General features: G+C 51.6%; 15 protein-coding genes. 10 read left to right on the top strand and 5 right to left on the bottom strand.

Translation table 11 applies throughout. The annotated features are described in order from the left end of the window. Positions 1-112: 112 nt before the first annotated feature. From IE117_RS02960 to IE117_RS02940, 5 genes are all read left to right on the top strand, one after another. Positions 113-1,456 carry a c-type cytochrome gene (locus tag IE117_RS02960; RefSeq protein ID WP_229580254.1) on the top strand — a complete coding sequence of 448 codons (1,344 nt, stop codon included), beginning with the start codon at positions 113-115 and terminating at the stop codon, positions 1,454-1,456. 17 nt (positions 1,457-1,473) lie between these two features. Beyond that, complete coding sequence (locus IE117_RS02955; protein WP_229580252.1) at positions 1,474-4,893, top strand: CRTAC1 family protein; 3,420 nt, start codon at positions 1,474-1,476, stop codon at positions 4,891-4,893. Between the two features lie 96 nt (positions 4,894-4,989). Further along, entirely contained in the window at positions 4,990-6,243 is a 1,254-nt protein-coding gene (locus IE117_RS02950; protein WP_229580250.1) for a vanadium-dependent haloperoxidase, read from the top strand. A 227-nt stretch (positions 6,244-6,470) separates the two neighbouring features. Further along, positions 6,471-9,815, top strand: coding sequence for a SusC/RagA family TonB-linked outer membrane protein (locus IE117_RS02945; RefSeq protein ID WP_229580248.1), 3,345 nt, complete (start codon positions 6,471-6,473; stop codon positions 9,813-9,815). Positions 9,816-9,852: 37 nt separating this feature from the next. Then, complete coding sequence (locus IE117_RS02940) at positions 9,853-11,553, top strand: SusD/RagB family nutrient-binding outer membrane lipoprotein (RefSeq protein WP_189562847.1); 1,701 nt, start codon at positions 9,853-9,855, stop codon at positions 11,551-11,553. 84 nt (positions 11,554-11,637) lie between these two features. Here the strand turns inward: IE117_RS02940 and IE117_RS02935 are convergent, their stop codons facing one another. Then, positions 11,638-13,167 (bottom strand): FG-GAP repeat domain-containing protein, encoded by a 1,530-nt coding sequence (locus tag IE117_RS02935; protein ID WP_189562846.1) that lies wholly within the window; start codon positions 13,165-13,167, stop codon positions 11,638-11,640. After that, positions 13,164-14,516: an argininosuccinate lyase gene (gene argH, locus IE117_RS02930; RefSeq protein WP_189564208.1), complete on the bottom strand. Its 1,353-nt coding sequence runs from the start codon at positions 14,514-14,516 to the stop codon at positions 13,164-13,166. The genes IE117_RS02935 and argH overlap by 4 nt, the downstream gene beginning before the upstream one ends. 324 nt (positions 14,517-14,840) lie before the next feature. Between argH and IE117_RS02925 the strand changes: the two genes are divergently transcribed. Continuing rightward, the gene (locus IE117_RS02925) at positions 14,841-15,746 is read left to right on the top strand and encodes a DUF1338 domain-containing protein (protein WP_229580238.1); all 906 of its coding nucleotides are present in this window, start codon (positions 14,841-14,843) and stop codon (positions 15,744-15,746) included. Between the two features lie 101 nt (positions 15,747-15,847). Here the strand turns inward: IE117_RS02925 and IE117_RS02920 are convergent, their stop codons facing one another. After that, complete coding sequence (locus IE117_RS02920) at positions 15,848-18,733, bottom strand: putative LPS assembly protein LptD (RefSeq protein ID WP_189562844.1); 2,886 nt, start codon at positions 18,731-18,733, stop codon at positions 15,848-15,850. 80 nt (positions 18,734-18,813) lie between these two features. On the opposite strand from IE117_RS02920, the gene IE117_RS02915 reads away from it, so the two are divergent. From IE117_RS02915 to IE117_RS02905, 3 genes are all read left to right on the top strand, one after another. Next, the gene (locus IE117_RS02915; RefSeq protein WP_189562843.1) at positions 18,814-19,605 is read left to right on the top strand and encodes an N-acetylmuramoyl-L-alanine amidase family protein; all 792 of its coding nucleotides are present in this window, start codon (positions 18,814-18,816) and stop codon (positions 19,603-19,605) included. Positions 19,606-19,659: 54 nt separating this feature from the next. Then, positions 19,660-20,655, top strand: coding sequence for an MlaD family protein (locus IE117_RS02910; protein WP_189562842.1), 996 nt, complete (start codon positions 19,660-19,662; stop codon positions 20,653-20,655). Positions 20,656-20,880: 225 nt separating this feature from the next. Continuing rightward, on the top strand, positions 20,881-22,494 hold the full coding sequence (locus IE117_RS02905; protein WP_189562841.1) for an acyl-CoA carboxylase subunit beta: 1,614 nt from the start codon (positions 20,881-20,883) through the stop codon (positions 22,492-22,494). A 16-nt stretch (positions 22,495-22,510) separates the two neighbouring features. Here IE117_RS02905 and IE117_RS02900 read toward each other — a convergent pair whose 3' ends face one another. Then, positions 22,511-24,076 carry a hypothetical protein gene (locus IE117_RS02900; RefSeq protein ID WP_189562840.1) on the bottom strand — a complete coding sequence of 522 codons (1,566 nt, stop codon included), beginning with the start codon at positions 24,074-24,076 and terminating at the stop codon, positions 22,511-22,513. A 209-nt stretch (positions 24,077-24,285) separates the two neighbouring features. On the opposite strand from IE117_RS02900, the gene IE117_RS02895 reads away from it, so the two are divergent. After that, complete coding sequence (locus IE117_RS02895) at positions 24,286-25,530, top strand: M43 family zinc metalloprotease (RefSeq protein ID WP_189562839.1); 1,245 nt, start codon at positions 24,286-24,288, stop codon at positions 25,528-25,530. Between the two features lie 54 nt (positions 25,531-25,584). On the opposite strand, the gene msrB is transcribed toward IE117_RS02895, so the two are convergent. Further along, positions 25,585-26,028, bottom strand: a complete 444-nt coding sequence (gene msrB, locus IE117_RS02890) for a peptide-methionine (R)-S-oxide reductase MsrB (RefSeq protein WP_189562838.1) — start codon at positions 26,026-26,028, stop codon at positions 25,585-25,587. Positions 26,029-26,367 lie beyond the last annotated feature (339 nt).

Here is a 26,367-nt window from a genome sequence, read left to right as displayed (position 1 = left end):
ATTGTTTCTGTATGCGAGTTACGGGAAATGCCGCCGGAGCCAGAGCGCAATTAGCCTTCTTTATTGAAATTTTTTAATTTTGAGAAAAGCGCGGCTCACCTTTTCTCGAAAAATGATTCTAAAACCAATAAAGTACCTCTTCTCCTGTCTGGCCGTAATTTGTCTGACCGCGGCAACGGCTCGTGCTCAATCCGTTACTTTTTACGAGAACATTCAGCCCATAATTCTTAATAATTGCGCGGTTTGCCATCGTCCGGGTGAAGCCGCCCCCTTTTCCCTCATCACCTACGAAGATGTAGTAAAGCGGTCTAAATTCATTCGCAAGGTAGTCAGCACCCGCTACATGCCGCCCTGGAAGGCGGATGACCATTACGTGGATTTCGCCAATAACCGTTCGTTGGATGATTCGGAAATTGCCAGCATCGTAGCCTGGATAGACGCCGGCACGCCCAAAGGAAAAGGAAATCAAAAAGCCGAAAAGGCCCTGCTCGAGCGGGCCGAAGCAGGGACCGCCTACGAGCGTAAGCCTGACCTGACACTTAGGATGTCGGAACCCTTTGTCCAGCAAGGCGACGGGAAGGAACGATTCATGGTGTTCAAAGTACCCTTTGAAATGGCAGCGGCAGCCAACGTAGAAGCTATAGAGTTCACTTCGAATAATAAAAAAATCATTCACCATGCCAACTTCGCCATCCATCCGGTGGAAGACGCCACCATCGACTTGTACAATACCGTCACCAGTGTCAACCTGAGCGGCGATTCGAAAAGCGACTACCTGCAATGGCTGAAGTACAAGAAAGAAATGACCTACTACGGTGGATGGATTCCCGGAGCTACCTTCGAAACTTACCCCAAAGGCATGGGTTGGGTGATGCCCCGCCGGGGTGTAGTGCTCCTTACGGTTCATTATGGGCCTTCGGCGATAGATGCGGAGAGTATCAACGGGGTCAACTTTTTTTTCAAGAAGGAACCGATTGAACGCGAGGTGAAAGTCATCAGTCTGGGTTCGGGTGGGATCGGCCAAAAGGACATTACGCCGCCATTTATGATCTTTGCCAACGAGGTCAAATCGTTCGCGCTGCGCGTGGCGAATAATCAGCCCGACGTGTCGTTGCTTTATGCCTGGCCGCACATGCACCAATTGGGTAAGTCGTTTAAGGCATACGCTACCAAGGCCGATGGAGATACGATTCCGCTGGTCAGGATTCCGGCCTGGGACTTTCGCTGGCAGGAAATATATCGCTATAAAAAGCCCGTGCTGCTTCCCAAGGGAGCCGTCGTACACATCGAAGGCACTTACGACAACACGGCCCAGAATCCGATGAATCCCCACGACCCGCCGGAGCTGGTACTTTCGGAGGGCAGTATGCGCAGTGACCAGGAAATGATGACGCTGATTCTGATGTACGTCGAACGAAAGGAAGAGGATAGCCAGTTGACTTTTGACTGGGAATAAAGAACCTAAAAAACTTTATGCAGAGTACTTTATCTAAACTTTTTCCGGATAGTTTGAAACTACTCCTGCTAATGGCAGGATGCTGTCTGGGGCACGAAGCCATCTCCCAAACCCTCTTTACTCGCCTGCCGGGCGAAGTGACGGGCGTGAACTTTGTGAACAAGATTGAAGAAGACGATTCCCTGCACATTTTTCGATACGAGTACCTTTACAATGGCAACGGCGTAGGCGTGGGCGATTTCGATAACGACGGTTGGCCTGATCTGTTTGTGGCGGGCAATACGGTACCGAATAAGCTATACCTCAATCGCTCGGCCAAAAAATCGGGCACGATCCAGTTTGACGATGTCAGCAAAAAAGCGGGCATCGAGGGCAATGGTACCTGGGCCGTCGGTGTGAGTGTCGCCGACGTAAACCAGGACGGCTGGCTGGATGTGTACGTCTGTCATTCGGGATTTTTTCGGGATAGCATGCAGCTTTCCAATGAGCTTTTCATCAATCAAGGGTTAGTAAAGGGGGTCCCGGTTTTTAAGGAAATGGCCCGCAAAATGGGCCTCGATGCTCCCGGAACGCTCTCCACGCAAGCGGCATTTTTCGACTACGACCGCGACGGAGATCTGGATATGTTCCTGCTGAACCATTCCAATAACACCGTCGATGCTTTCCTCAATACCCGTGAGGTGCGACGTGCTTTCAGTCCACACTTCGGCAATCGCCTGTTTCGGAATGAAGGCGGCAAAAACTTTCCGCGTTTTAAGGATGTGACGCAGCAGGCGGGTATTGTCAACAATGCCCTGAACTTCGGCCTGAGTGTGACTGTGGCTGATATCAACCAGGACGGCTGGCCCGACCTATACACCAGTAGTGATTATGCGGAGGTAGATGCCTACCATGTGAACAACCGCGACGGTACTTTCACCGAATCACTGCGCGAGTCATTTACTCATATTTCCGAGTTTTCGATGGGAGCGGACGTGGGTGATTTTAATAACGACGGCCGCCCCGATGTGCTGACGCTCGACATGCTACCCGCCGACAACTACCGTCAAAAATTACTGAAAGGTCCGGACAAGTACGATCAGTACCATCTGCTGCTTGATAGTGGCTACTACCACCAGCAAATGCGCAATATGCTCCATTTGAATGTGGGCCAAAACCTAGAAAAACAAGTAAAATTCAGCGAGATAGGCCAACTGGCGGGCATCTCCAATACCGACTGGAGCTGGGCCGGACTCATGGCCGACTTCGATAACGACGGTTGGAAGGATATTCTGATTACGAATGGTTACCTGCGGGATTTTACGAATATGGACTTCCTGAAATACACCGTTGCCGATGAGCAGTTGAAAGAAGCCGCCAAGGGGAATCTCAATTTCAGGACCTACGGATTGGTGCAGAAAATGCCTTCCAACAAGCTACAAAACTACGTACTGCGCAACCGGGGCGGCGAAGCAGCTGATGGGTTACGGTTTAAGGATGTGTCCGACCAATGGGGCCTGACCGAAGCTACGGTTTCCAATGCCGCCGCCTACGCCGATTTCGATCAGGACGGCGATCTGGATATTGTGATTTCGAATATCAACGAGCCAATCTTTATTTACCAAAATAACGCCCCGAAGAATAACTACCTCACGCTGCGATTGCAGGGAAAAAAGTCCTCGGCTAGTACTTTGGGAGCCAAGGCGTGGACATACGCTGGTGGGAAAATGCAGTACCAGGAGTGTTACCCGGTGCGCGGGTACTTGTCGTCGGTGACTACGGATTTGCATTTTGGTTTGGGCAAAGAAACCAAGGTAGATTCCGTCGTGGTGGCTTGGCCTTCGGGCGAACGCACGCGCTTGGTCAACCCTAAGGCCAATCAGTTGCTGGTAGTTGATGAAGGCAAGGCTGAGAAAGGTAGTTTGAAAAATATTCTGGTGAAAGAATCTGCTCCGACACTATTCGAGCAGCTCGCTCCCTCGCAGACCGGCCTGGACTTTTACCACCAGGAAAATGAGTTTGTTGATTTCAAGGTAGAGGTACTTATTCCCTACCAGTTGTCGCGCATGGGCCCTGCCCTGGCGCGGGGCGATGTCAATGGCGATGGCCGGGAAGACCTGTTTTTTGGTGGAGCGGTCAATCAGTTTGGTGCTTTGTACCTACAAACCGCTGATGGTCGCTTCACTGCCGCACCCATTCAGCCGTGGCGGCAGCACGTGACATCTGAGGAAGTAGCGGCGCATTTTTTCGATGCGGATGGCGATGGCGATCTGGATTTGTACGTCGCCAGCGGTGGTAATGAGTACGAAGCACAGTCACCAGAATACCAGGATCACCTGTATATTAATGAAGGAAGCGATACGCTTCGCTTCGTCCCGACGGCATTGCCTGCCATGCTAAACCCAAAACAGTGCGTTGCCAGTGCCGATATAGACGGCGATGGCGACCTGGATCTGTTTGTCGGAGGCCGCGCCGTTCCGGGTGCCTTTCCTGAAGCCGCCCGCAGCTATTTGCTCCGCAACGACAGTCAATCAGGACAGGCACGTTTTACGGACGTCACCGCCGAATGGAGTGAGCAACTGCTTGCACCCGGCATGATTACCGCCGCGGTATTTACGGATTTGAATAAAGACGATCGCCAGGACTTGGTACTTGCGGGCGATTGGATGGGCATTCGCACATTTGAAAATACAAAAGGAAAGTTTGAAGAAGTTAAAAGTGCGGGCTTGCAGAACACCGAAGGCATGTGGGCATCCCTCACCGCCGTCGACCTCGATGGCGACGGTGACCTGGATTTCGTGGCGGGCAACTGCGGATTGAATACGCAATTCAAGGCCTCTCCCGAAAAGCCCATGACCCTTCATTACGACGACTTTGACAAAGACGGGCTTGTCGATCCGATCATCAGCTATTATATAGGGGATAAAAGCTACCCGATGTTCTCGCGGGACGAAATGCTGGATCAGGTAGTTCCGCTCCGGCGAAAGTACCTTTCGTACGAGTCGTACGCCGGCGCCACCGTAGCGGACATGTTTGGCGCGGAAGCCGCTGCCCAATCCAAAAAACTCTCCTGCACCCAACTGGCAAGCGTGGTGTTGGAAAACAAAGGGAGCTTCGATTTTGTAGTACACGAACTACCACGCTCCGCACAATTTTCCCGAATCAGCGGTGTCCTGGCTGACGACCTGAACGGGGACGGTAAAAAGGACCTGGTTGTGGCGGGCAACTTCGCACCTTACCGCGTGCAACTGGGCCCCGCCGATGCTTCTTTCGGTTTGGTTTTGCGGCAAACTACGCCCCTGAATTTTGAGGCCGTCGGGCCGGAAGATACGGGTCTTTGGGCCAGCGGCGACGTACGCTCGCTGGAAGTAGTTAGCGTCAATGGGGAAAAATGGCTGGTGCTGGGCCGGAACGACGATGAAACAACAGTATTTCGAATCAATCAAATTGAAAAATAGAATCAGATGCGTAGTTTCAGGCATATACTCTGTACGATAGGCTGCCTTTTTGTGGCAGAGGCGGCGGGTGTATGTCAGTCTCAGTCTCCCACTGAATTGTTTCATCGCGCCCAGAAAAATCTTACCCGCACGATCGTTCACGATATATTTTCGCCTCCGGTAGCCAGTCGTGTCTATATGTACGCCAATGTCGCGGCTTACGAAATTCTTGTACTGGATAAGGAAAACTACCTGAGCCTACACGGCCAGATTTCGGGCATTCCGAATGTAGCGTCTATCCCTGCGCAGGGTACCATAAACTACCCTTTGGCCGCGCTTCAGGCTTTCTTCAAAACGGGTGGAAAGCTGGTGTTTTCCGAAAACTTATTGCAAGACAGCGTGGCGGTGCTCCTTCACGAAATCGGCGAAGATGACCCGGAAGTCTATAAAAACTCTCTGCGTTTTGGACAGGCCGTCAGCGATAGCATCCTGAAATGGGCCGCAGAAGACCAGTACCGCGAAACGCGACGCACCCGCCGGTATGCCTATAGCAAAGCACCCGGCAAATGGATTCCTACCCCGCCGGGCTACATCCCCGCCGTCGAACCCTACTGGAACCGCATTCGCCCGCTGACGCTCGATTCGGCCCAGCAATTCAAGCCCGCACCGCCACCCGCATTCAGTACTGATCCCAAAAGTGAATTCATGCGCCAAACACGGGAAGTGTACGATATAACGCGAAGTATGTCAAAAGAGCAAACGCTCGTTGCCAGCTACTGGGATTGCAATCCTTTTTACCTGAATACCCAGGGACACTTAAATTTCGCAACCAAAAAACTATCCCCCGGCGGGCATTGGATGTCCATCGCGGGGCGGGCAGCCGCCACTGCGAAACTGGATATGGTCGCCACCGCCGGAGCCTACCTGATTACTTCTATCGCGCTTTTCGATGGATTCATCAGTTGCTGGGACGAAAAGTACCGCAGCCAATTGATTCGTCCTGAAACGGTTATCAATACCTACATCGACGAAAAATGGCGCCCGCTGCTTCAAACGCCCCCCTTCCCAGAGTACACCAGTGGACACAGCGTTATCTCCACCGCTTCCGCTACCGTTCTGGCCGACTATTTTGGAAGCGCCTTCGCTTTCGTGGACGATACGGAGGTCGAGTACGGCTTGCCTGAGCGAGCTTTCGGATCATTTAGGGCAGCATGTGATGAAGCTGCCATCAGCCGGCTGTATGGGGGCATTCACTACCGGGCAGCTATTGAGGAAGGCCAGGTACAGGGTGAGCTGGTTGGCAAGATGGTTTTGCAGAAGATCAATCTGAGTCAGAGAGATAACCACCCGCGCGCTGTAAAGAGCAGATGATGCGCCTCGGCCATTCTGTCAAGCAAATCCGTTGATTCTCTTTATATCTTTTCAGATTGACAGGAATCAAGAATCATTTTTAATTTTTTTTAATAAACAGTCTTGTTGCTTCAAAAAAATCCATATCTTTGGATATATGTTTGGTTCTCATTAGATTAACCATACTATACATTATACGTTTACCATCCTTACTTTATTAAATTTTTACAACTAACTATCTATCTACTATGCGATTAAAAAATCTACCTTCTTATCGCGTGCTCATGCTACTCTTCGCGCTGTTCGCTGGCACGACGAGTGGTATGGCGCAAAATCGACAGGCCGTCTCCGGTACTGTCAGCGACCAATCGGGCGTGCCTTTGCCGGGTGTATCCTATTTGGTAAAAGGCACTAACAATGGTGGTGCCACCGATGCGAGCGGAAAATTTCGGGTCAACATCGCTTCTGACGACGCCATTCTGGTTTTCTCTTCCATTGGCTATCTGGGCAAGGAAGTACCCGTCGGAAATGCCAGCACTTTAACCGTCACACTCGAGGAAGACACCAAACTACTCAATGAAGTAGTTGTTACGGGCTTCGGTATGACCACGGAAACGCGCAAGCTTTCTTTTTCGGCTACTACTATCGATGGCACGGATATCACCCGTACCAACAATGCCAATATGGTCAATGCCCTGCAGGGAAAAGTCGCGGGTGTCATGATCAACCAGGGCACGGGGGGACCTATGTCCTCGTCACGCATTCGTATCCGGGGTAACGCCTCCCTGAGTGGCAACACTCAACCACTGTTCGTCATTGATGGCGTGCTGATCCGTCCCGGTACTTCAGGAGCTAACTCTTGGGGCGCGGGCCAGGACTTCGGTAACATTATGAAGAACATCAATCCTGACAACATCGAGTCAATGACGGTGTTGAAAGGTTCTGCAGCCAGTGCACTCTACGGCTCAGAGGCACTGAACGGCGTAGTAGTTATTCAAACCAAGAAAGGACGCACCAACACAGGGCTGGGCGTAACCTACAACCTCACGACCTCATTTGAGAATGCGTATCAGTTCCTGGATTTGCAGAATCAGTATGGCGCCGGATTGGGGCCGTTTCCGATCGGCGCCGATGGTACACGCGAAGTGGAACGCGCCAACAATAACTGGGTTTACAACTACGGACCCAAATTTGACGGGCAGCCCGTTCGTGACCTGGATGGCCGCATGATCCCCTGGCAGGCCAACGATCCGTTGAGCTTTTTTCAGACGGGTAAGTATATTAACCACAACGTTGCCATTGAAGGAGGAAACGATCGGGGATCTTTCCGGGCCTCTTATTCGGGGCTGAAAAATACCACCATTATGCCCGCTGGTACCGAAATGAAGCGGAACAACTTCAATATTCGCGGCACACAGAAGATCGGCAAAATATTCAGTCTCGATGTGAGTGCAGACTACACGGACAACGACATGGTCAACCCTATCCGTCAGGGAGGCAACTTCAATCCCGTGTTCAGATTTGTATTCAGCCGTCCTCGTTCACTTGACATCGATTACTGGTCCAAAAACTACGAAGATCCGGTTGCGGGCGGACGCCGTCAGGGTGCCAACGACCCCTATTTCATCAGCCAGTTCATGTGGGATACTTTTGAAGACCGTCAGTTACGGAATGAGAAGGTTTTCCGTACCAACGTAGACCTAAACGGTAAGCTTACCCCCTGGCTGAGCTTCTTGCTGCGGGGTAACATCCAAACGCAACTTACCACAGGAAGTGGCCGTCAACCCGGACCCAACGCAGGATACTCGGGAGGCTATTACAGTGAGTTCACCGAAAACGAAAATCAATCCCGTATTCAGGGCTTGTTGATGGCCAATCATCAATTCGGGGATAATTTCAACGTCAGCTTTAATATTGGCGGTGAAAGTAACCGCATCAATGGAGGACGCAGGTTCTCTGCCTCTACCAATGGTGGATTGCGGGTACCGAGGGTTTATTCACTAGCCAACAGCCAGAATACCCTGAATTACGATAACGGACTAGCGTCTTCCCGCCGCATTGATGCACTCTACGCTTACGGGGATGTGACATATCGTGACGCACTGACGCTTAATTTCAGCGTCCGGAATGACTGGTCGTCCACGCTCACTTACGCCGACGGCAGTGGTGATTACTCTTACTCCTATCCTGCTGTGGGTTTGGCCTGGATATTCACTGAGTCACTCAATAGCACCCCCAATTGGTTGTCGTTTGGCAAGCTGCGCGCCAGTTATGGCTTCACCGGTGGTGACACAGACGCCTACTCTACTAACCGGGCAGGAAATTACAGTCCTCAAGGACAGTACACTTTGCCCGATGGTAGTCAGATCAATGTTTCCGGTTTCAGCGACAACACGCTTCCTAACTACAATCTGAGGAATCGCCTCGCCCGTGAATGGGAACTGGGGGCTGATGTTCGATTCTTCAGCGGTCGCATTGGCTTGGACTTTACCGTATACAATAAGTTGACCCGTAACGAGATCCTGAGCTTACCGATTGCTTCGGAATCAGGTCTCAATCGTAAACTGGTGAACGCGGGTGAGATTCAGAACAAAGGTATTGAGCTGATGATCAACGCCACACCTATCAAGAGGGGTAAGTTCGAGTGGAACACCAACATCAATTTCACCCGCAACCGTAACAAAATCCTTGACCTGGTGGAAGGTACCGATACCTACGAGCTGGCTCTTGGATTTGGAGCCGATGTCCGTTCCATCGCTAAAGTTGGCGAGCAGTACGGTATGCTGGTAACGCCTTACGGCTTCGCTACTTACGAGTCTGCGGATCCCAATAATCCTGCCAATGGCCAGCGCGTTATTGGCGCGGCCAGCGGAACCACTGGCGGCTACCCTTCGTACCTGCGGAGCGGTGCTTACGGTCAGGGCAACAAGGAGCTCGGAACGATGATGGAGAATTTCCTGCTCAGTAACATGAACAACTTCCGCTACGGCAACTTCACGGCCACCGTACAGTTGGACGGCAAGTTTGGTGGGTTGATGGGCTCCGGCACGCACCAGTATGGTTCGGCCAACGGTAGTTTCGCAAACAGCTTGTTCGGACGCGACGCCGAAACCGGCGGTATTCAGTTTACCGATGCGCAGGGCAATGTCCGCAACGACGGTATCATTCCGGAAGGTGTACTAGCCGATGGCTACGAGGTGAAAGTGGGCGACAATCTGGTCGATCTGGGAGGAATGCCTTATTCCGAAGCAGTAGAAAAAGGCTACCTGACTCCTATCCCTGCTTATGCTTACTACGAAAACCTTTCACAGTGGAGTTCCGGAATTCGTGAATACTCCGTGTTCGAGAACTCGTGGGTATCACTCCGTGAGGTATCGGTGGGCTATAGCGTTCCTGCCTCGGTTCTTGAGAAAATTAAAGTGCAGTCGTTGCGCGTGAGCCTTGTGGGCCGTAACCTGATGTACCTCTACCGCACGGCCAAAGATGGCATTAACCCCGAAGGCCTATACAGCAACCGTCCGGGTGAGTTTATGGAATACGGCGGACTGCCGTTCAGCCGTAACCTCGGCGTTTCGGTCAATGTCGGTCTTTAATCCCCATTCTTTGGTTTACTAAAAAAATAGAAACAATATGAAATTCACAAAATATAAATTTGTGTTGTTGGCAACCATCGGGTTTCTGACAGCATCCTGCGAAAAACAAGCCTTCGTGGACATCAATACCGATCCTGACGTCCTGACGGAAATTCCACCCCAAAATCAGTTTCTGCAGGCCACGAGCCAGATTCATGGCCAGGATTTTGAGGCGTACTACGATCTGTACCGGCGAATCATGCCATGGATGCAGTACACGACTGACCTGAACGGTAACCAAGGGGCATTTACCCAAAACTTCGATAACTTTTCGGGTCGCTACGGCAGACTTTATAACGGAATTGGAGATCGCCTTACTGATATTGAGAAATTGGTGGAGGATTTGCCAGCCGAGGAGCAGCCCCGTTACACGAACATGATTCGTATAGCCAGGATTCTGAAGGCCTACTATACCTTTTACGTCACCGACATCTACGGCGCTATTCCGTATTCCGATGCCTTCCAGGGTAGGTACGGTGGTACTTTAACGCCAGAGTACGACACACAACAGGAAATCTTTACTCAGCTCGATAGCCAGATCAAAGAGGCGGTGTCAACTTTGAAGGCTAGTCCTACGGCCCCTCAGATCAGCTTGGGCCAGTATGATCAATACTTTGGTGGCAACGCCCAAAAGTGGATAAAGGCAGGCAATGCTTTGCGGCTCAAGATCGCGATGCGCCAGCTCAAAGTAAACAAAGGCCCCGCCGAGACAATCATCAAGGAAGTACTGGCCATGCCCGCTACCGACCTGATGTCCTCGAATGAGGATGGCTGGGTGTTCACCGCTTACGCTGGTTTCACGGCAGGAGGCAACTGGGATCCCACCTCACTACGTGCACCCAAGCCCATCGTGGACTTCATGTGGAAAACAAAGGACCCGCGCATTGATGCTTTCTTCACTCCGAATCTATTCTCACAGGTGAATGTCGATCGTCTGATCGCGGCTGGAAAGCTGCCCGCGGGTACCACGGCACCCGAGCGTCGTTACGTAGGTAGTTTCACCAGTCCCGACGATGCGCAGCGCGCGGTCAACATCCAGCGCTATTACTCGCCTCCACAAATCGTGGTCAACGGCCAAAACGTGCTCATCGATACGCTGTCGTTCATTCAGCCTCGCCTGTTCCGGCCCGCTCAAGCTGACGCTCAGGGTAACGTGGGTGGCGGACTTAACTACATCCCTGTAATCACTTATTCGGATTTTGCATTTATGCGCGCCGAAGCCGCAGCACGCAGCATTACTGGCGAAAGCGCCAAAAACTGGTACGAAATGGGTGTGACGAGCTCTATCAATTGGTACGACAAGGTAGCTGTGGGATCCAACCTGACAAACTACACCCCCGTGACTCAGGCCGAAATCACTGCTTATCTGGCTATGCCGGAAGTAGCTTTCGATCCGAGTAAAGCGATCAATCAGATTGCCAGCCAGGCATATCTTCATTTCCTGAAGCAGCCAGCCGAAGGCTGGGCCAACTGGAAGCGTACCGGGTTCCCCAATCCTACCTCGGTAGTTCCCATGCCCACGCTTACAAACAACGGGGCCGCATTGACCATTGCGCGCCGCGCACCCATCGGGCTGCTCAACGAGAATGATCCAAACTACCTGAACAAGAAAGCAGCTTATGATGCCATGCTTGCCTTACCGGGTTTTGGCAATGATTTGCAGGACGCCAAGGGCCGCGTTTGGTGGGATGCACCCTAATTTTTAGATTGATTGCATAACACCTAAAAAAGGAGAATCGAAATTTCGATTCTCCTTTTTTCTTACCTACCCATCCTTGTTTGATTAACGAAAGGTATTCTCAAGTACCACTACCCCTTTTTTCTCCGTTTTCCAGCGTTCCAGAAATGCCTTTGGCGTAGGCGTGATAGCCAGGTAAAAAGAGCCCAGCAGAATGTCCAGATCTCCATCCTGATCCACATCGGCGGCATCCATGGTGAGCCAGCGGCCACGATTGGGATCGGGGAAAGTACGGGGCGTAAAGACATTGTTTCCTTTGTTTTCCAGGTACACAAAACTCCGTACCGGTTTGAGGGCAAAATCAGGAAAAAAGGCGATGGCGGCAATGTCGAGGTCACCGTCCTGATCGAAGTCGCGGGCGAGGGCCTGCGTGGCTCCGTCGAGTGGAAAGAAGAATTTCTCTTCGAACTTATCCTTGCCTTTATTGATAAAAATTCTAATACCGTGGTAGGGCTTTAAGGTATAGGTCTTATCACCATTATCGCCGTTGGCGTACAGAATATCCAGCTTACCGTCATTATTAAAATCCACCAGCTCAAAGAAACCCGAGCCATAGGAAGGCGGGAAACGTAGCAGGATTTTCTTGGCAAAATTTCCTTTGCCACCATTGAGATATACGGCAATCTGCTCGTCGCCCTGTGCGTAAAGTACCCACAAATCGGGGCGACCGTCGCCGTCGTAGTCTTGCCAGTAGGTCATGCGCGCGCCGGGCCGCTCTTCGATCACATGCATGGTCATTGAGTCGGTAGTTGTAGCGGCGTACCAAGCTAGTTTGCCGATGTAGTTTCCGTATTCACAAACGATCACATCTTCCCGCCCGTCCTCATTCACATCGGCGTAGGTGGCATGTACGGGCCGTTGCAAATCGCCTACCACGCGTCGTCCGCGCCAGTTTCCGTCGGTCTTCCGGATGGAAAGTAATGAACCTTTATGCTCATCGTTCGGATCCATGTACCCCATGCTGAGCACATTCCAGCCGCCGTCCGACTGCGCCCTGAAACCGGAGAACGGGCTTTCAAAATTGAACAATGAATCCACCGCTTGTAGCTTTGGATTCAAAACGTGCATCGCCCCCGAGCGGTGGCTGGTCCAAACCTGACGACTGAACGGATCGTAACGTACCGCCGTCACTGTCGCTTCCAGCGGGCTGAGGATGTTTTTTAAGCGGAAACCAGGTAACGACTGCAGGCTATCCTGCCGGGGACGCGGCAAAGTTTCGGGCGCATTCCGCACATAATAATCCACTATACTCGCCCACTCCTCCTCACTAACCAGGGGTTCTTTGGGAAAGATATCAAGTTGCTCTATATGTAGTTGCGATTCGTAATTTTGAAAAAAACCGGAATCGGTTTCAACGGTTTTCAGCCCCAGCCGAGGCGCCATGTAGGGTAGTGCCCCCTCGGCCCAGGTTTTTTTGTCCAACAATGAAGGCTCCGGAAAAACATGGCAGCCGGCACAGTACTGGTGCGCCAATACTTCGCCGTTGGGCTGCTGACCCGTCCCACACGACCAGTAAGCCAGTGCGCCTACCGCCAGCAGTGTGGTACTTAACCAGATCCTTTTGAATGAAATCACGCTTTGAGTAAGTTCTGAAAAGCCTTTTCCACCTTATCAAACTCAAAACGAGCCAATTCGTTATCCATACGTTGGTATATTTCTTCCAGATTCAGGTTGCCGATGCTGCCTTCGTGGGTATGTTTGAGGTCGCGCGAAGGCCGTAGTTCATCGCCGCTATAATTTCCCTCCCCTATTTCCTTGCCCACTTGCCGGTATGCGTCTCGGAACGGCACGCCCTGCATCACCAATTCATTCACTCGCTCGACGCTGAACAGTAAATCGTAACGGCTCTCGTCCAGTAGGTTCGTTTTGACTTCCATATTTTCCAACATAAAGGCGGCTACGTCCAGACAATCCAGCATTTCGTCAAACGCGGGCATCAGGATTTCTTTCAAAAGCTGCATATCGCGGTGGTAGCCCGAAGGCAGATTACTCAGTACCAGCGTCACCTCCATCGGCAGGGCTTTCAGGCGGTTGGTTTTGGCGCGGAGAAGCTCGGCCACATCGGGGTTCTTCTTGTGCGGCATAATACTACTTCCCGTTGTGAAGGCATCGGGCAGCACAATGAAGCCAAAATTCTGGCTATTGTACAAGCATACATCCATCGCCAGGCGCGATACGGTAGCGGCGAGCGACGCCAGGGCTGTCAGCGCGGCTTGTTCGGTGCGCCCCCGGCTCATTTGGGCATATACTACATTATAATGCAAACCCTCGAAGCCCAGCAATTCGGTCGTCATCGTACGATTCAGGGGAAAAGATGAACCATAACCCGCACCCGAACCCAGCGGGTTGCGGTTGGCCAGGCGGTAGGCGGCGTTGAGTTGCACGACGTCGTCAATAAGCCCTTCGGCGTACGCCCCAAACCACAGTCCAAACGACGACGGCATGGCAATCTGCAAATGCGTGTAGCCAGGCAGCAAGTCATTTTTGTGCTGTTCGGCGCGGCTTTGCAGCACGTTGAAGAGTTTTTCAGTGGCCTGCACAACCTGTGTAAGGCGGTCGCGAACGTAGAGTTTCAGGTCAACCAGTACCTGGTCGTTGCGGGAGCGGCCGCTGTGTATCTTCTTGCCGGTATCACCAAGTTTTCGGGTGAGTAGTAGTTCCACCTGCGAATGCACATCCTCGACGCCCTCTTCAATGATGAATTCTGAGGTTTGTGTTTTTTTATAAATCGCTATGAGTTCAGTTTGCAAATCAGCCAGTTCGTCGGCTGTAAGCAAACCGATGGATTCAAGCATTATCGCGTGGGCCAGGTTGCCCAGTACGTCAAATTCGGCCAGGTGGAGGTCCAGTTCGACATCACGACCCACGGTGAAGCGTTCAATTTTTTCGGAGATGACGGTATTTTCTTTCTGCCAAAGTTTCAAAATGTAGGTAGTTTTCGGGTAAGGTACCATAGACGGGCGAGCTGCCCGTACCACAAAGCCCAAAGTTCGGGAGGTTTTGGGGATTATCCGAGGACTGCAGTTGGTTTCTGATTTGCTGGCTTAAAGGCAGGAATAGTGTGGATTCTGCTGGTATGTACGGGTGTTGAAGTCGATTTTTGAAAGAATTCAGTTGTCACTGCCCATAATCCATTCCAGGATTTAGAAAACGTTTGTTAGTCAAAAAATTTTGGCAAGATTGAATTCCAAACCCCTGCCTTTCGTTTTTTCAGAACAAAACCTTCGACGACCATTTTTATGAATCAGATGCAATCTTCAGAAAACCCACCGCTCGAAATAGTAATGAATGGCCTCATGCGCCGCTACCAGGAGCGCGTCCCCGATGTGAATATTATACTCGATGCTATGGTAGATGAAGGTATTATACCTGACACCGGAAATATCGAAAACGACCACATCGCCTTTCGTACGCTGGGCGTACCGCATTTGGGGATAGCCTCTTTCGAGAAAATCTTCCTGCACTATGGCTACCAGAAGCGTGACTACTACTACTTCGAGGGCAAAAAGCTCGACGCCTATTGGTTCAGTCCGCCGGAGCCAAACTACCCGCGAATTTTCGTCAGCGAATTGCGCGTAAACGAGCTTTCTCAGGAATCGCAAAGCATTATTCGAAGCTACACCAGCGAAGTTAAAAGCGATCCTGTGGACAGTCTGGATTTAAACAATGGCGAAGCGGTGGATGCCTTTCTCCACCAGCCACTCTGGCGTACTCCGACCCTGAGTGATTACCTTACTTTGCTGGAAGAAAGCGAGTACGCTGCCTGGGTAATCTATAACCGCTATTACCTCAACCACTTTACGATTAGCGTCCATAATCTGCCCGAAGGCTACAATACCGTAGCGGAGTTCAACGAATTCCTGGAAAAACACGGGATCAAACTCAATAACTCCGGCGGCAAAATTAAAGAAAGTCCCGACGGCGGTTTACTACAAAGCTCCACCGTGGCGCAGATGCTGGAAGCCGATTTTGCTAACGGCGAAAAACATATGATTTCGGGTTCTTACGTAGAGTTCGCCGAGCGGCGCGTCCTGCCTGAATACGCTGAACTGCCTGCTGACCAGATCCAACGCCAGCACCGCCGCGACGGCTTCGAGGCAGGGAACGCCGATAAAATCTTTGAAAGTACCTACACAACCCAGACGGGGAAGTAGTTGAGAGTTGAGATGAAATCGGGTTCACTTTGAACCTCTTTAATTCAAAAGACTTTCCCCCCTTGTACCTCTGCTACTTTGGTACTTTGCTCTTCGAATCCTCAATACCCGCTTCGGTCCACGAACGACCGGCGGCGCGACAGCTTCAAGTCCTGCAAGATAGATGATTTGGCTTTGAGCGTAAATGAGTAGTTGCTGGCCCGCAGACGGTTGCCCGCGAAGGGCGTCCAGTTGAACGACATATCCCAGCAGTGCAGGTCGCGGTAGAGCGACACCGTGGTGATCGACGGACTCAGGGCCTGGAAATCGAAACCCGTTTGCAGGCTCAGCTTCCACTTGGGCGTTAGGCTCAAGTCGCCGTTGGCGCTGAGGGTTTGGATGATCTGAGAGGGTTGCAGTCCGAAACGGCTCAAGCCAAAGTTGTAGTTGATGTTGACGTTCCAGGGAATATCGAAATCTACGTACAGGTTAGGATTGCGCTGGATAAATTCCAGGTTTTCTGCCGTGGCCTGCGGATTGGCGGGATTGGGTGCAGCCGGCTTTTTCTCAGGGTCTTTTTTCTTCGGATTAAAGCTCTTGGAGAAGGTCACGTTCAGATTTGACAGCCGAGCCAGCCCCTGCCCGCGCTTGATCGCAAACTCATTGATGCGAATACCCGCCGTATTATTCGGGCTTCGCGTATCGAGGATATAAGCGTAGGGATCGAACGTCATGTTGAAGTTCAGGTTCAGGTCTTTAATCGTAGTGTTAGCATTGACCGACAGGTTGGACAAGTTCAGCGAGTCAGCGATAAGGTTATAACTACCATTGAAACTCAGATTGTCCAGCAGGGATACTTTTTCAAACTGCTGGTCGGCGGTATCGCTCTTCGACCGCAGCTTCATCTCAAAGGAGTTATTAAGGTTATAGGAAATTACCCCCGACGCCCGCCCGTTGCTGGAAGTACTACCGATGCCCCGGTAACGCGACAGAAAGCGCGTTTCGCCATCGTCGTTGATCTGGGTGTTTTGGTAAAAACCAAAATTATCGCCCGAGAAGTCCGGGGTATAACTGAACGAAACCGACGGTATCACCGTGTGCCGAATCGCTTCCAGCCGCTTTCCCCTCACAAAAAAAGTACCATAAAAGCGCGTGTTTAGTCCTGCTCCCATCGAATAGCTGTATTCGCTGCCCACGCGGTCGATGGTGTCGATGCGAATCTGGTTATTGCCCAAATATTGGTAGCTATACTGTTTGGAGAAGACCTCGCCCTGCAAAGAAATGCTGGGCGTGAAATTGATAAAACGCAGTAGTTTGAAGTTAGGGAGCGAAATGGGGATCGAGTAACGGCCGTTGAAGCGCGCATCTTTCAACAAATCAGGCAGGTTGTCGAAATTAAAATCGACCACCTGATCGCCCGCTGTGCGGGCGCTGTCTATTTCATTGACGACAATGAACTCCAAACGCGAATAGGTCGTATCGATGGCCGACAGCGTGTTGTTGACGCTATAATCACCGTTGAAGTCCATGCCAAGCCGGAAGCTTTCGTACCAGGCACCCCGCCCGCCGTTGAGTGCAAAAGGAGCGATCTGGTTGACGCCAAAGTTGAACTGCGTCGAAACGTCGGTCTTTCCGCCGGTTTTCAATCCGGTTTCGGGATCGGGCGTGCCGAAGTTCTGGTTTACGCGGAGACTAGCCCCGGCGCGGGCGTACTGCCCGAAGGTACGGTTGTACTGCACCGATGAACTGGCGACGTTGGAAATGTACTTTTGGTTATCCTGCGCATTGTACTGGTTAAAGCTATTGCTGGTCACGTTCACATTAGCCGAAAAAGTGGAGTTGCCGCGCGGCACAGGCGCGTGCGACCAGACCACGCTAAAATCATTGCGGCCCGGGGTATTCAACACCTTGTCCAGTTCGTCACCGGATTTGTTGCGGTTGAAGCGCAGCGATACGTTGCCATTGTAGCGATAGCGTTTGGTATAGACCGAACTGACCCCCAGCCCCCAGCTTCCAGTAGAATATATCTGTCCGGTAACGGTAGCGTTGAAGTTTTCGCTGACGGCAAAGTAGTAGCCGCCGTCGCGTAGGTAAAAACCGCGTCCGTTGGGCTCTTCCCCGTAGGCCGGAAACAGAATACCCGAAGTGCCGATTTCTTTTTTCTTGGGAAATGGGAAAAAGCCAAACGGTAGCCCCAGGGGCAACGGCACGTCGGCAATGACCAGATTGAACGGCCCTGACACGACCTGCTTGTTGTCGATCAGCTTGATTTTGGGGGCGTTAATGTAAAAGTGCGGATGTGTGAGGTTGCAGGTCGTGTAGATGGCTTTTTTAATGTACAAATTGCCTTCCTGATCTTTCTTGACCTGTTCGCCCCGGATGTTCCCCTCCCCCTGCTGCGTAACTACCCCCCGGATGAATCCTTTTTTGGTTTTGTAGTTGTAGCGTAGTTCTTTGGTATTGTATGCCTCCGCCCCATCCTGAAAAATGGGTTCGCCGATGGTTTCCTTAGTGGTGGAATCATACGTACCTCTTGCAAAAAGCTCGTTAAGAGTCCAGTCGATGCGGATGTAGTCGGCTTTGAGGTTGATGGTGCCGTAGGTCACTTCGGCCTCGCCGTAAAGGTGCACCTGCTTGCCGTCCACATCCATAATCGTAGAATCTGTTGATTTATACTCGACCGTGGATTGCAGGTCGCTTTGCTTGGCTAGGGAATCTACCCGCAGTGAATCGGAACGGAGCGAGTCCAGCCGGATGCCCAGGGTGTCACCCGTGGCGATACGGACACCGCTGGGCAGTGTCGTCGAATCGGTCGCAGTTAGCGTATCGGAGGTTACGGAAAGGGGGGAAACAGGGGTTTGACTCGAAGCCGAGGAGTCAGCCTTCGCGGCTTTGCCGAACAGGCGACCGGAACGGCCCGATTGTTGCTGAGTCCTTACGCATCCCACTAGCAGAAGTACGCACAGGCTCAGCGATATACTAAACCACTTTTTTTTCAGTTGTATCAAAAAGCGTATTTTTGCCTAAAATTCAAGATGTCAAAATTAGTGGAGAAACCACTAAGGAGTAACGCACGAAGCAAAAAATAATGTTAAAAGTTCTTAAAATGGCGGCTGCCTCGGGTGGTTTAGTGTTAAGTTTGGCCTTCGCCTTCCAACAAGAACCCGTTTCCGAAAACAACCCGGGCTTAATCGATGTGGTAGTTATTGACGCTGGTCATGGTGGCCACGACCCCGGCACACGTGGCAAAGTGGCCCGCGAATCCCGGACTACGTTGAAGATTGCCCTCGCCCTTGGCAAAAAAATCAAGGCCGAAATGCCGGAAGTAAAAGTCCTCTATACCAGAACCTCCGATGTTTTTGTGGAGCTCGATGAGCGCTCAGCCTACGCCAACCGCAACCGCGCCGACCTGTTTATTTCCATTCACTGCAATGCCGGCTCCAGCCGCGCGCTCGGCACCGAAACGTACGTAATGGGATTGCACAAGTCCGAGGCCAACCTCGCCGTTGCCAAGCGCGAGAACTCGGTAATTTTGAAAGAGAAAGATTATAAAGAAACGTATAAGGGCTTTGACCCTACCTCACCCCTGGCGCATATTATGCTGGCCAACTACCAGAGTGCTTACCTATCGAGCAGTCTGCTGTTCGCCAGCCGGGTAGAACGGCAGTTCCGGTCGGAGTCGAAGCGGCGGAGCCGGGGCGTCAAGCAGGCAGGATTCCTGGTGCTATGGCGGACGAATATGCCCAGCGTGCTGGTGGAAACGGGTTTTCTGAGCAATCCCGAAGAAGAGGCTTACCTGAATTCCACAGATGGGCAGGACGAGGTAGCGGAGGCGGTCTACGGTGCTTTCAAGCAGTACCGCAAGGAGATGGAACGATAATAGTGGTATTTTCGTAGCAGAAACAAACCTTTTCCACCCTCACGCTTCAACTCAATGAAACTCTCCCGCGAGCTGAAAGTAGGCTTACTGTCGGTCGTTACGATCGGGATGCTTTACTTTGGCTTCAATTTTTTGAAAGGATCCGATATCTTTTCACCGAATAAAAAATACTTCGTTATTTATAATAATATCGACGGCCTGACATCCTCCAACCCCATCATGCTGAATGGGTTAGTGGTGGGTCAAGTACGGAAGATAGTAATAGAGCAGGATAAGAACAATCGCCTGTTGGTGACGCTGGATATCCGAAAAGACCTTGTATTTCGGAAAGGTACGCAGGCCATACTGGCCGACGGCGGCCTGTTGGGCGATAAGGTCATCCGGCTAAAAATTAGTCCTACGGGCAATGAGCTGCAACCCGGCGACACGCTGATAGGCAATCAGGAGGCGGGTATTCAGGCACTTTTGCAGGAGCGCACGCTACCCGTCATCACCCACGCCGACTCGCTGGTGCAGAATCTGAACACAGTCACTAAGGGATTTCAGGAAACCGGAGCCATCCTTAATCAGGTACTCCGCAACTTTGACCAAACGGGCAGCGCCTTTCGTGCCACGCTTCAGCAAAACCAGAAGAGCCTGGCCGAACTCACCGCCAACCTGAGCAAGCTATCCGGTTCGCTCATCGAAACCGAAAAGAAGATCGGCCCGCTGCTGACTAAGACGGGAACCTTCGCTGACTCGCTCAACGCCCTGCGCCTGGGTGAGACAGTTAACCGGGCCAATCAGCTGGTTGGGCAGATGGAACAACTTGTCGCGGCAGTCAAAACGGGTCAGGGTACTGCCAGCAAGCTCATCAACGACGACAAACTTTACAACAACCTCAATTACACCATCATCAGCATGAACCAGTTGCTGGCCAATCTGCGTGAAAACCCTAAACGATACGTGAACGTATCGATTTTCGGCAAGAAAGATAAGGGTCCCACGGAGTCGCCCGTGGATACGACGCTGGAATTCAAACAACCGATGGTGGATTCGTTACAGAACTGAGTTCTACCTACCAGATTCAGAGTTAGTCATTGTGGCCTTTGAATTTTTGGAAGCCGAATAATTCTGCATCGAAAGGTACCAGGCAGAAGAAGGTATCGCGTTTGGATGACTCCGGCGATCTCCTAAAAACAAAGCTTTCAGAAGTCGTTTGCTTGCGGGCGGGCGACTTTTTATTTTTGGTGCAGATAAGTACCACCAGTTTTCAAGAAACACTTCATCGACACCATGACTAAGCCCAGCTCTTTAACCGAACTCATCGACGACCTCAATGTCCGCTACGCTACGGCAAAGCTCGGCGGTGGCATCAAGAAAATCGAAAGCCAGCATAAGAAAGGAAAACTTACTGCCCGTGAGCGCATCGATTATTTGCTCGACGATGAGGCATACTTTCTGGAAATGGGTGCCTTTGCCGGGGACGGAATGTACGAGGAAGAAGGCGGCTGCCCGGCGGGCGGTGTGGTAGTGGGCCTTGGCTACGTATCCGGGCGGCTGTGTGTAATCGTGGCCAACGATGCCACCGTGAAGGCCGGAGCCTGGTTTCCAATTACAGCCAAGAAAAACCTGCGGGCGCAGGAAATTGCGCTCGAAAACCGGCTGCCGATCATTTACCTTGTAGATAGCGCGGGCGTATATTTGCCCATGCAAGCGGAGGTATTTGCCGACAAAGAACATTTTGGACGCGTTTTCAGAAACAACGCGCAGTTATCGGCCCAGGGTATTCCGCAGATTGCCGCCATCATGGGTAGTTGTGTCGCGGGTGGCGCTTACCTGCCCATCATGTCTGATGAGGCCCTGATCGTGGAAGGCACGGGATCGGTGTTTCTGGCCGGGCCTTATCTGGTCAAATCCTCCATTGGGGAGAATGTGGACTCCGAGACGCTGGGCGGTGCCACCATGCACAGCGAGGTTTCGGGTGTAATCGATAACAAGTACCCCGACGATAAAAGCTGCCTGGATGCCATCCGTAAGTCGATGAGCAAGCTGGGGGCCCCCGAAAGCGCCGGGTTCAGCCGTGTGGAAGTTGTAGCGCCCAAGCGCCAACCCGACGAAATCTTCGACATTCTGCCCGCCGACCGCTTCAAGCCTTACGATATGGGACAGTTACTGGAATGCATCGTGGATGCTTCCGAACTGGACGAATACAAACCCGACTATGGAAAAACGCTCCTCTGCGCTACCGCCCGCGTCGATGGTTGGGCCGTGGGTATTGTGGCAAACCAGCGCACGGTAGTTAAGTCAGGGAAGGGTGAAATGCAAATGGGCGGGGTGATTTATGGTGAGGCCGCCGATAAAGCCGCGCGTTTCATCATGAACTGCAACCAGAAGAAGATCCCGCTGCTGTTTTTTCACGACGTGACGGGCTTTATGGTGGGTAGCCGGGCCGAGCAGGGCGGCATCATTAAGGATGGAGCCAAGATGGTGAACGCCGTGGCGAATTCGGTGGTACCGAAATTTACCTTCATTGTTGGTAATTCTTACGGCGCTGGCAACTACGCCATGTGCGGCAAGGCCTACGATCCGCGCCTGATTTACGCCTGGCCCACCGCCCAAATGGCCGTGATGAGCGGAGCCGCTGCCGCCAAAACGCTGGTGCAGATTGAATCAGGTTCTCTCAAAGCCAAGGGCAAAGAACTTACACAAGAGGCCGAAGACGAATTATTGAAAGAAATCACCGATCGTTACGACGCGCAGCTTTCCCCCTACTACGCCGCCGCCCGTCTGTGGGTAGACGGCATCATCGACCCGCGCGAGACGCGGCGTATCATCTCATTGGGCATCGAAGCGGCGAACCAGGCTCCTATTATGAAAGCCTTCAACGTGGGGGTGATTCAGGTCTAGAGGAAATGGAGGTGTGTCAGTCGTAGCCGTGATACAGGTACACTGCCCCATAAGTCCAATGAGGACCTTTCAAGCCAGGGTAGTTGAAGCGATCCATCATCAACGCCACATAGCGAAACGGATAGCCCGGCGGTAATTGCACCACGTTGGGCCATACGCGCGTGCCTGAGACGGCATCCCAGGGCGGAAGATCCATTTTTAAAGTACCCGCTTCTTTCAGGTCAGGATAAGTGTATATATAAATTTCGCGCTCGGAACTACCCGAAAAGCAGTAGCGCTTGTCCCCTATTTTCTGGACAGAGGTCCCCGTCGAGTTGCGACTTACGGGTCCGGCAATTTTCGTGTAGCCTTTATTCCAGAAATCGGATTCCAGCACGATGGCCTTGTACCCGTTTTTCTGATTCTCACAGGTCAGCATCCGCCACTTGCGGGCCGTTGAATCGAACAGAATGTGCGGGTCTTCGATGTCACCAACCATCCCGAAAGGCTCGGCGTGCATCACAGAAAAACCAAAGCGTGGGTCGCGCTGACTTTCGATGGCCAGCAGTTGTTTCTTTTCCTTGTCTATATTGGCATAAGCACTGAATCCGGTCGTCAGTCCCCGCCAAAGCTTGGTGGGGCGGTCGTAGAAAATGTGCGACGCAATTTCATTGCGAAGCAAGCCGTCGTTGCGGTCGAATACTACAATCCCTTCCAGTTTGAGATCAAATACCGTCGGGTCAAGGCTAAAAATCCCCTGCACGTGGTGAGGCAGGGCGCGTCCCCGAATGGACATGGTGTACCAAAGCCGCCCCCGGTCCAGGTAAGGGTCGCCGTTTTCGTAGGTAATCGCCCGGATGTCGGCCAGGCCATTGCCCGTACTTAGCGTAGACGCCACGGAATTGACAACCACTTTGCCTTTATTGAGCTGCACGAAAAGCTTTGACTGAAAAGATTGGAGACACTCTTTTTTTCGTAGATCAAGGTACTTGTTAAAATCGCTTTGCCCAATGACGAGCGGCAGGCCGTCATTCTGTACGTAAAGATTCAGCCCGCTCCCCAGCATTTGCAGGATTAATCTGCCGTGAAGTTTTTCTTTTCCGGTCGGGTCAAGCGCGATGGATTCATCGGCTACGATTTTTTGATTGCTAAGTACCCTTAGGTGCGCGCCGGTAATTGTTTCATTCGCAAAAACTACGGTAACAAAAAACTGATTTTCCTTTTTGGCATCTGAGAATTCAAAACCGATTTCTCCTTGTCCGGCGGAGGAAGCCAGGTCCAGCGTGTACGTAGCGAAGGGATTAAAGCCACAAAACCAGATACCCGTCCGGGTTTCTGGCTCCGACTGAATGACCAATTGATGGCCCTCTGTCGTTACAGAAGCCTGTGAATTCAATTCATGGTCCACAGGGTACATGGCCGACATTCCGACTACCTCGGCCGGGTTCAAAACGGCCAATGGGATGGCCTGGTCCTGATCAAACACCAACCTTCGCACGCCTTGCCGGACAAATTGAATGGCATCCGGTGGGGTTTGCGATTGTGCATTCAGATCATAGGAGGCAAGAAAAATAATTATCAGGAGCGTCCCGAGGCTTTTCATAAATTAAATTGGAAGGTAGTTGGTATAGTGACGATAAAAAAGAGACTTATTCCCGAAAAAGGCAAAAGGGAAAGTGACCGAATACTGCCATTTCTCTGGTAAAACAGCTTTTGAGCACGATAGTACTTTCTTCTAAAAACAAGAAAATCCGGCTTGAATCGTTCTTAAATTCCTCGCCAGCTGATCCCCCGAAATCCAACTTTACTGCCATGAAAAAGACCCACGGACTTTTTGTGCTCCTGGCCGCCGTCGCGCTAAGCTGCACACCGCCCGATGCTGCCCTCGAAAAGAATTATCAGCTCGACTCCACCCATACCTTACGATTGGACACGCCCGAGGGGCAGGAAATCCTTATTGGCGATCAACTGGATTTACGGACTCTGGTAAAAGTGACCGACCGAAATGGACAGTCCGTGAGCGTTCCGGCGCAGGCAGTTCAATACCTGGTCAATAACCAACCCGTTGGTGGCTCACAATTTCAGGCGACGGCGGTCGGAACTTATACTTTTGCGGTGAAAATCGGCAATCGAACCACGAATGCATTCACGCTGACGGCATTACCCTACCAATTGGTAAGGATTCCCGTCGTGTTTCATACCGTGAATTCCACCCTTACCGAAGCACAAATCAACCGCATGGTCAAGGGAATGACGGACGCTTTCCGCAATAAATGGAATCCTTACAATGGGGCCAAAGATGAAAACGCGGTAGATAACTTCGTGGAGTTTTATGCCGCCGAGACGAACCCTTCGGGCCAATCGCTAGCCATCAATGGTCTCGACGCCGTGACTTCTTCACGAACTACCTTCACTTCGCAACAGGCAGTGTATGAGGCCTGGAACAGTTACTGGAATCCGAATCGTTTTCTGAACGTATGGGTATATACTATTTCACAAGAAGAAAGCCTGAGTGGCTTTGCGTATAACCTTCCCGTTACCCGGGCCAGCGCAGGCTTTCGGGTGCAGTCGGCCAGCCGTACTTCGCCGGATTTGCCTTACGGTGTTTATCTCAATAAAATCGATATCAACGACAGCCGTTCAAGTACCCTGGCCCACGAAGCGGGTCACTTATTGGGCCTGAACCACGTTTTCGACGGCAACGGTGACGAAAGTAAGTCGTGTAGCAGCACCGATCCTGACTATTGCGCCGACACACCCTACTACGACCGCGGCGCCTACATGGACAACTACCGTGCGCTGCGTCAGCGCCGCACCGCCTGCGACGGCACCAGCTATGTGAGCACCAACATCATGGACTACTACCTGGGCTACGAAAACTCTTTCACCCGCAACCAGCGCGACCGCATCCAATACACGCTCAACTACGGCCGTTGGCTTCCCTCCCCGGCTAACAACGATCCCCGAGCGCGGCAAGCCGCAGAAATGGACTATATCAAAAGGCCAGATGACTACGTGTACGTCCCGCCCGTCATCTGCGCAAAAGAAAATGAGTGATGGAAGGTGTTGTATAATACAACCATTCATCACTCATCATTTCTCATTTGCTTACTACTCCTCCACTTTCTTTATCGAAGCCGAATTGATGCAAAACCGTAGTCCCGAAGGCTTGGGACCGTCGGGGAAGACGTGGCCCAAGTGGCCGTCGCAGACGTTGCACATCACTTCCACGCGCTGCATTCCGTAACTGGTATCCAGATCGTACTCGATGACGTCCTCTGCCACGGGTTCTGAAAAACTCGGCCAACCCGTACCGGACTCGAACTTCACCGTCGAGTCGAACAATGGGGTGCCGCAGGCGCGGCAGGCATAGAGGCCCGGTTCGTGGCGTTCGCAGTACTCGCCCGTGAAGGCACGTTCGGTGCCCTTTTGGCGAATCACCTGATATTCTTCGGCGGAAAGCTCTGCCCTCCATTCTGCGTCGGTTTTCTCCACTCTTCTGGGAGGCGTGGGATTGCCTTCTTTGGCGTAGGTTATTACGTCGGTCCAGGTCATAGTTTCAATTTTGAGTTAGTGACGGGGCAGCCCCCGCTGTGGTAGAATCAATCAATAAGTATTGTGCCCTATACCCATCGGTACTTTGGCATATAAAACTAACACCGCGGCTAAACGTTATGTTTCCTCACTCTGAATAAGGCTAGTTTACCACGGAATAATTCTACGACTCTCTTTTTCATTCAATTTTTATAGGAAAAAGAAAATTGAAAAGCTATACTTGTCTTCTCAACAATTACCTGGTTAAAGTATTATCAATCAGCCTTATTTATAAAGTAACTGATTTAAGAAAAAACGACTAGCTAATTTATTCCTAAACTCAATTTGTTCTAAAAATAC

Source organism: Persicitalea jodogahamensis (assembly GCF_014651615.1).
Taxonomy (GTDB): domain Bacteria; phylum Bacteroidota; class Bacteroidia; order Cytophagales; family Spirosomataceae; genus Persicitalea; species Persicitalea jodogahamensis.
This window is presented reverse-complemented; position numbering and strand designations above follow the sequence as displayed.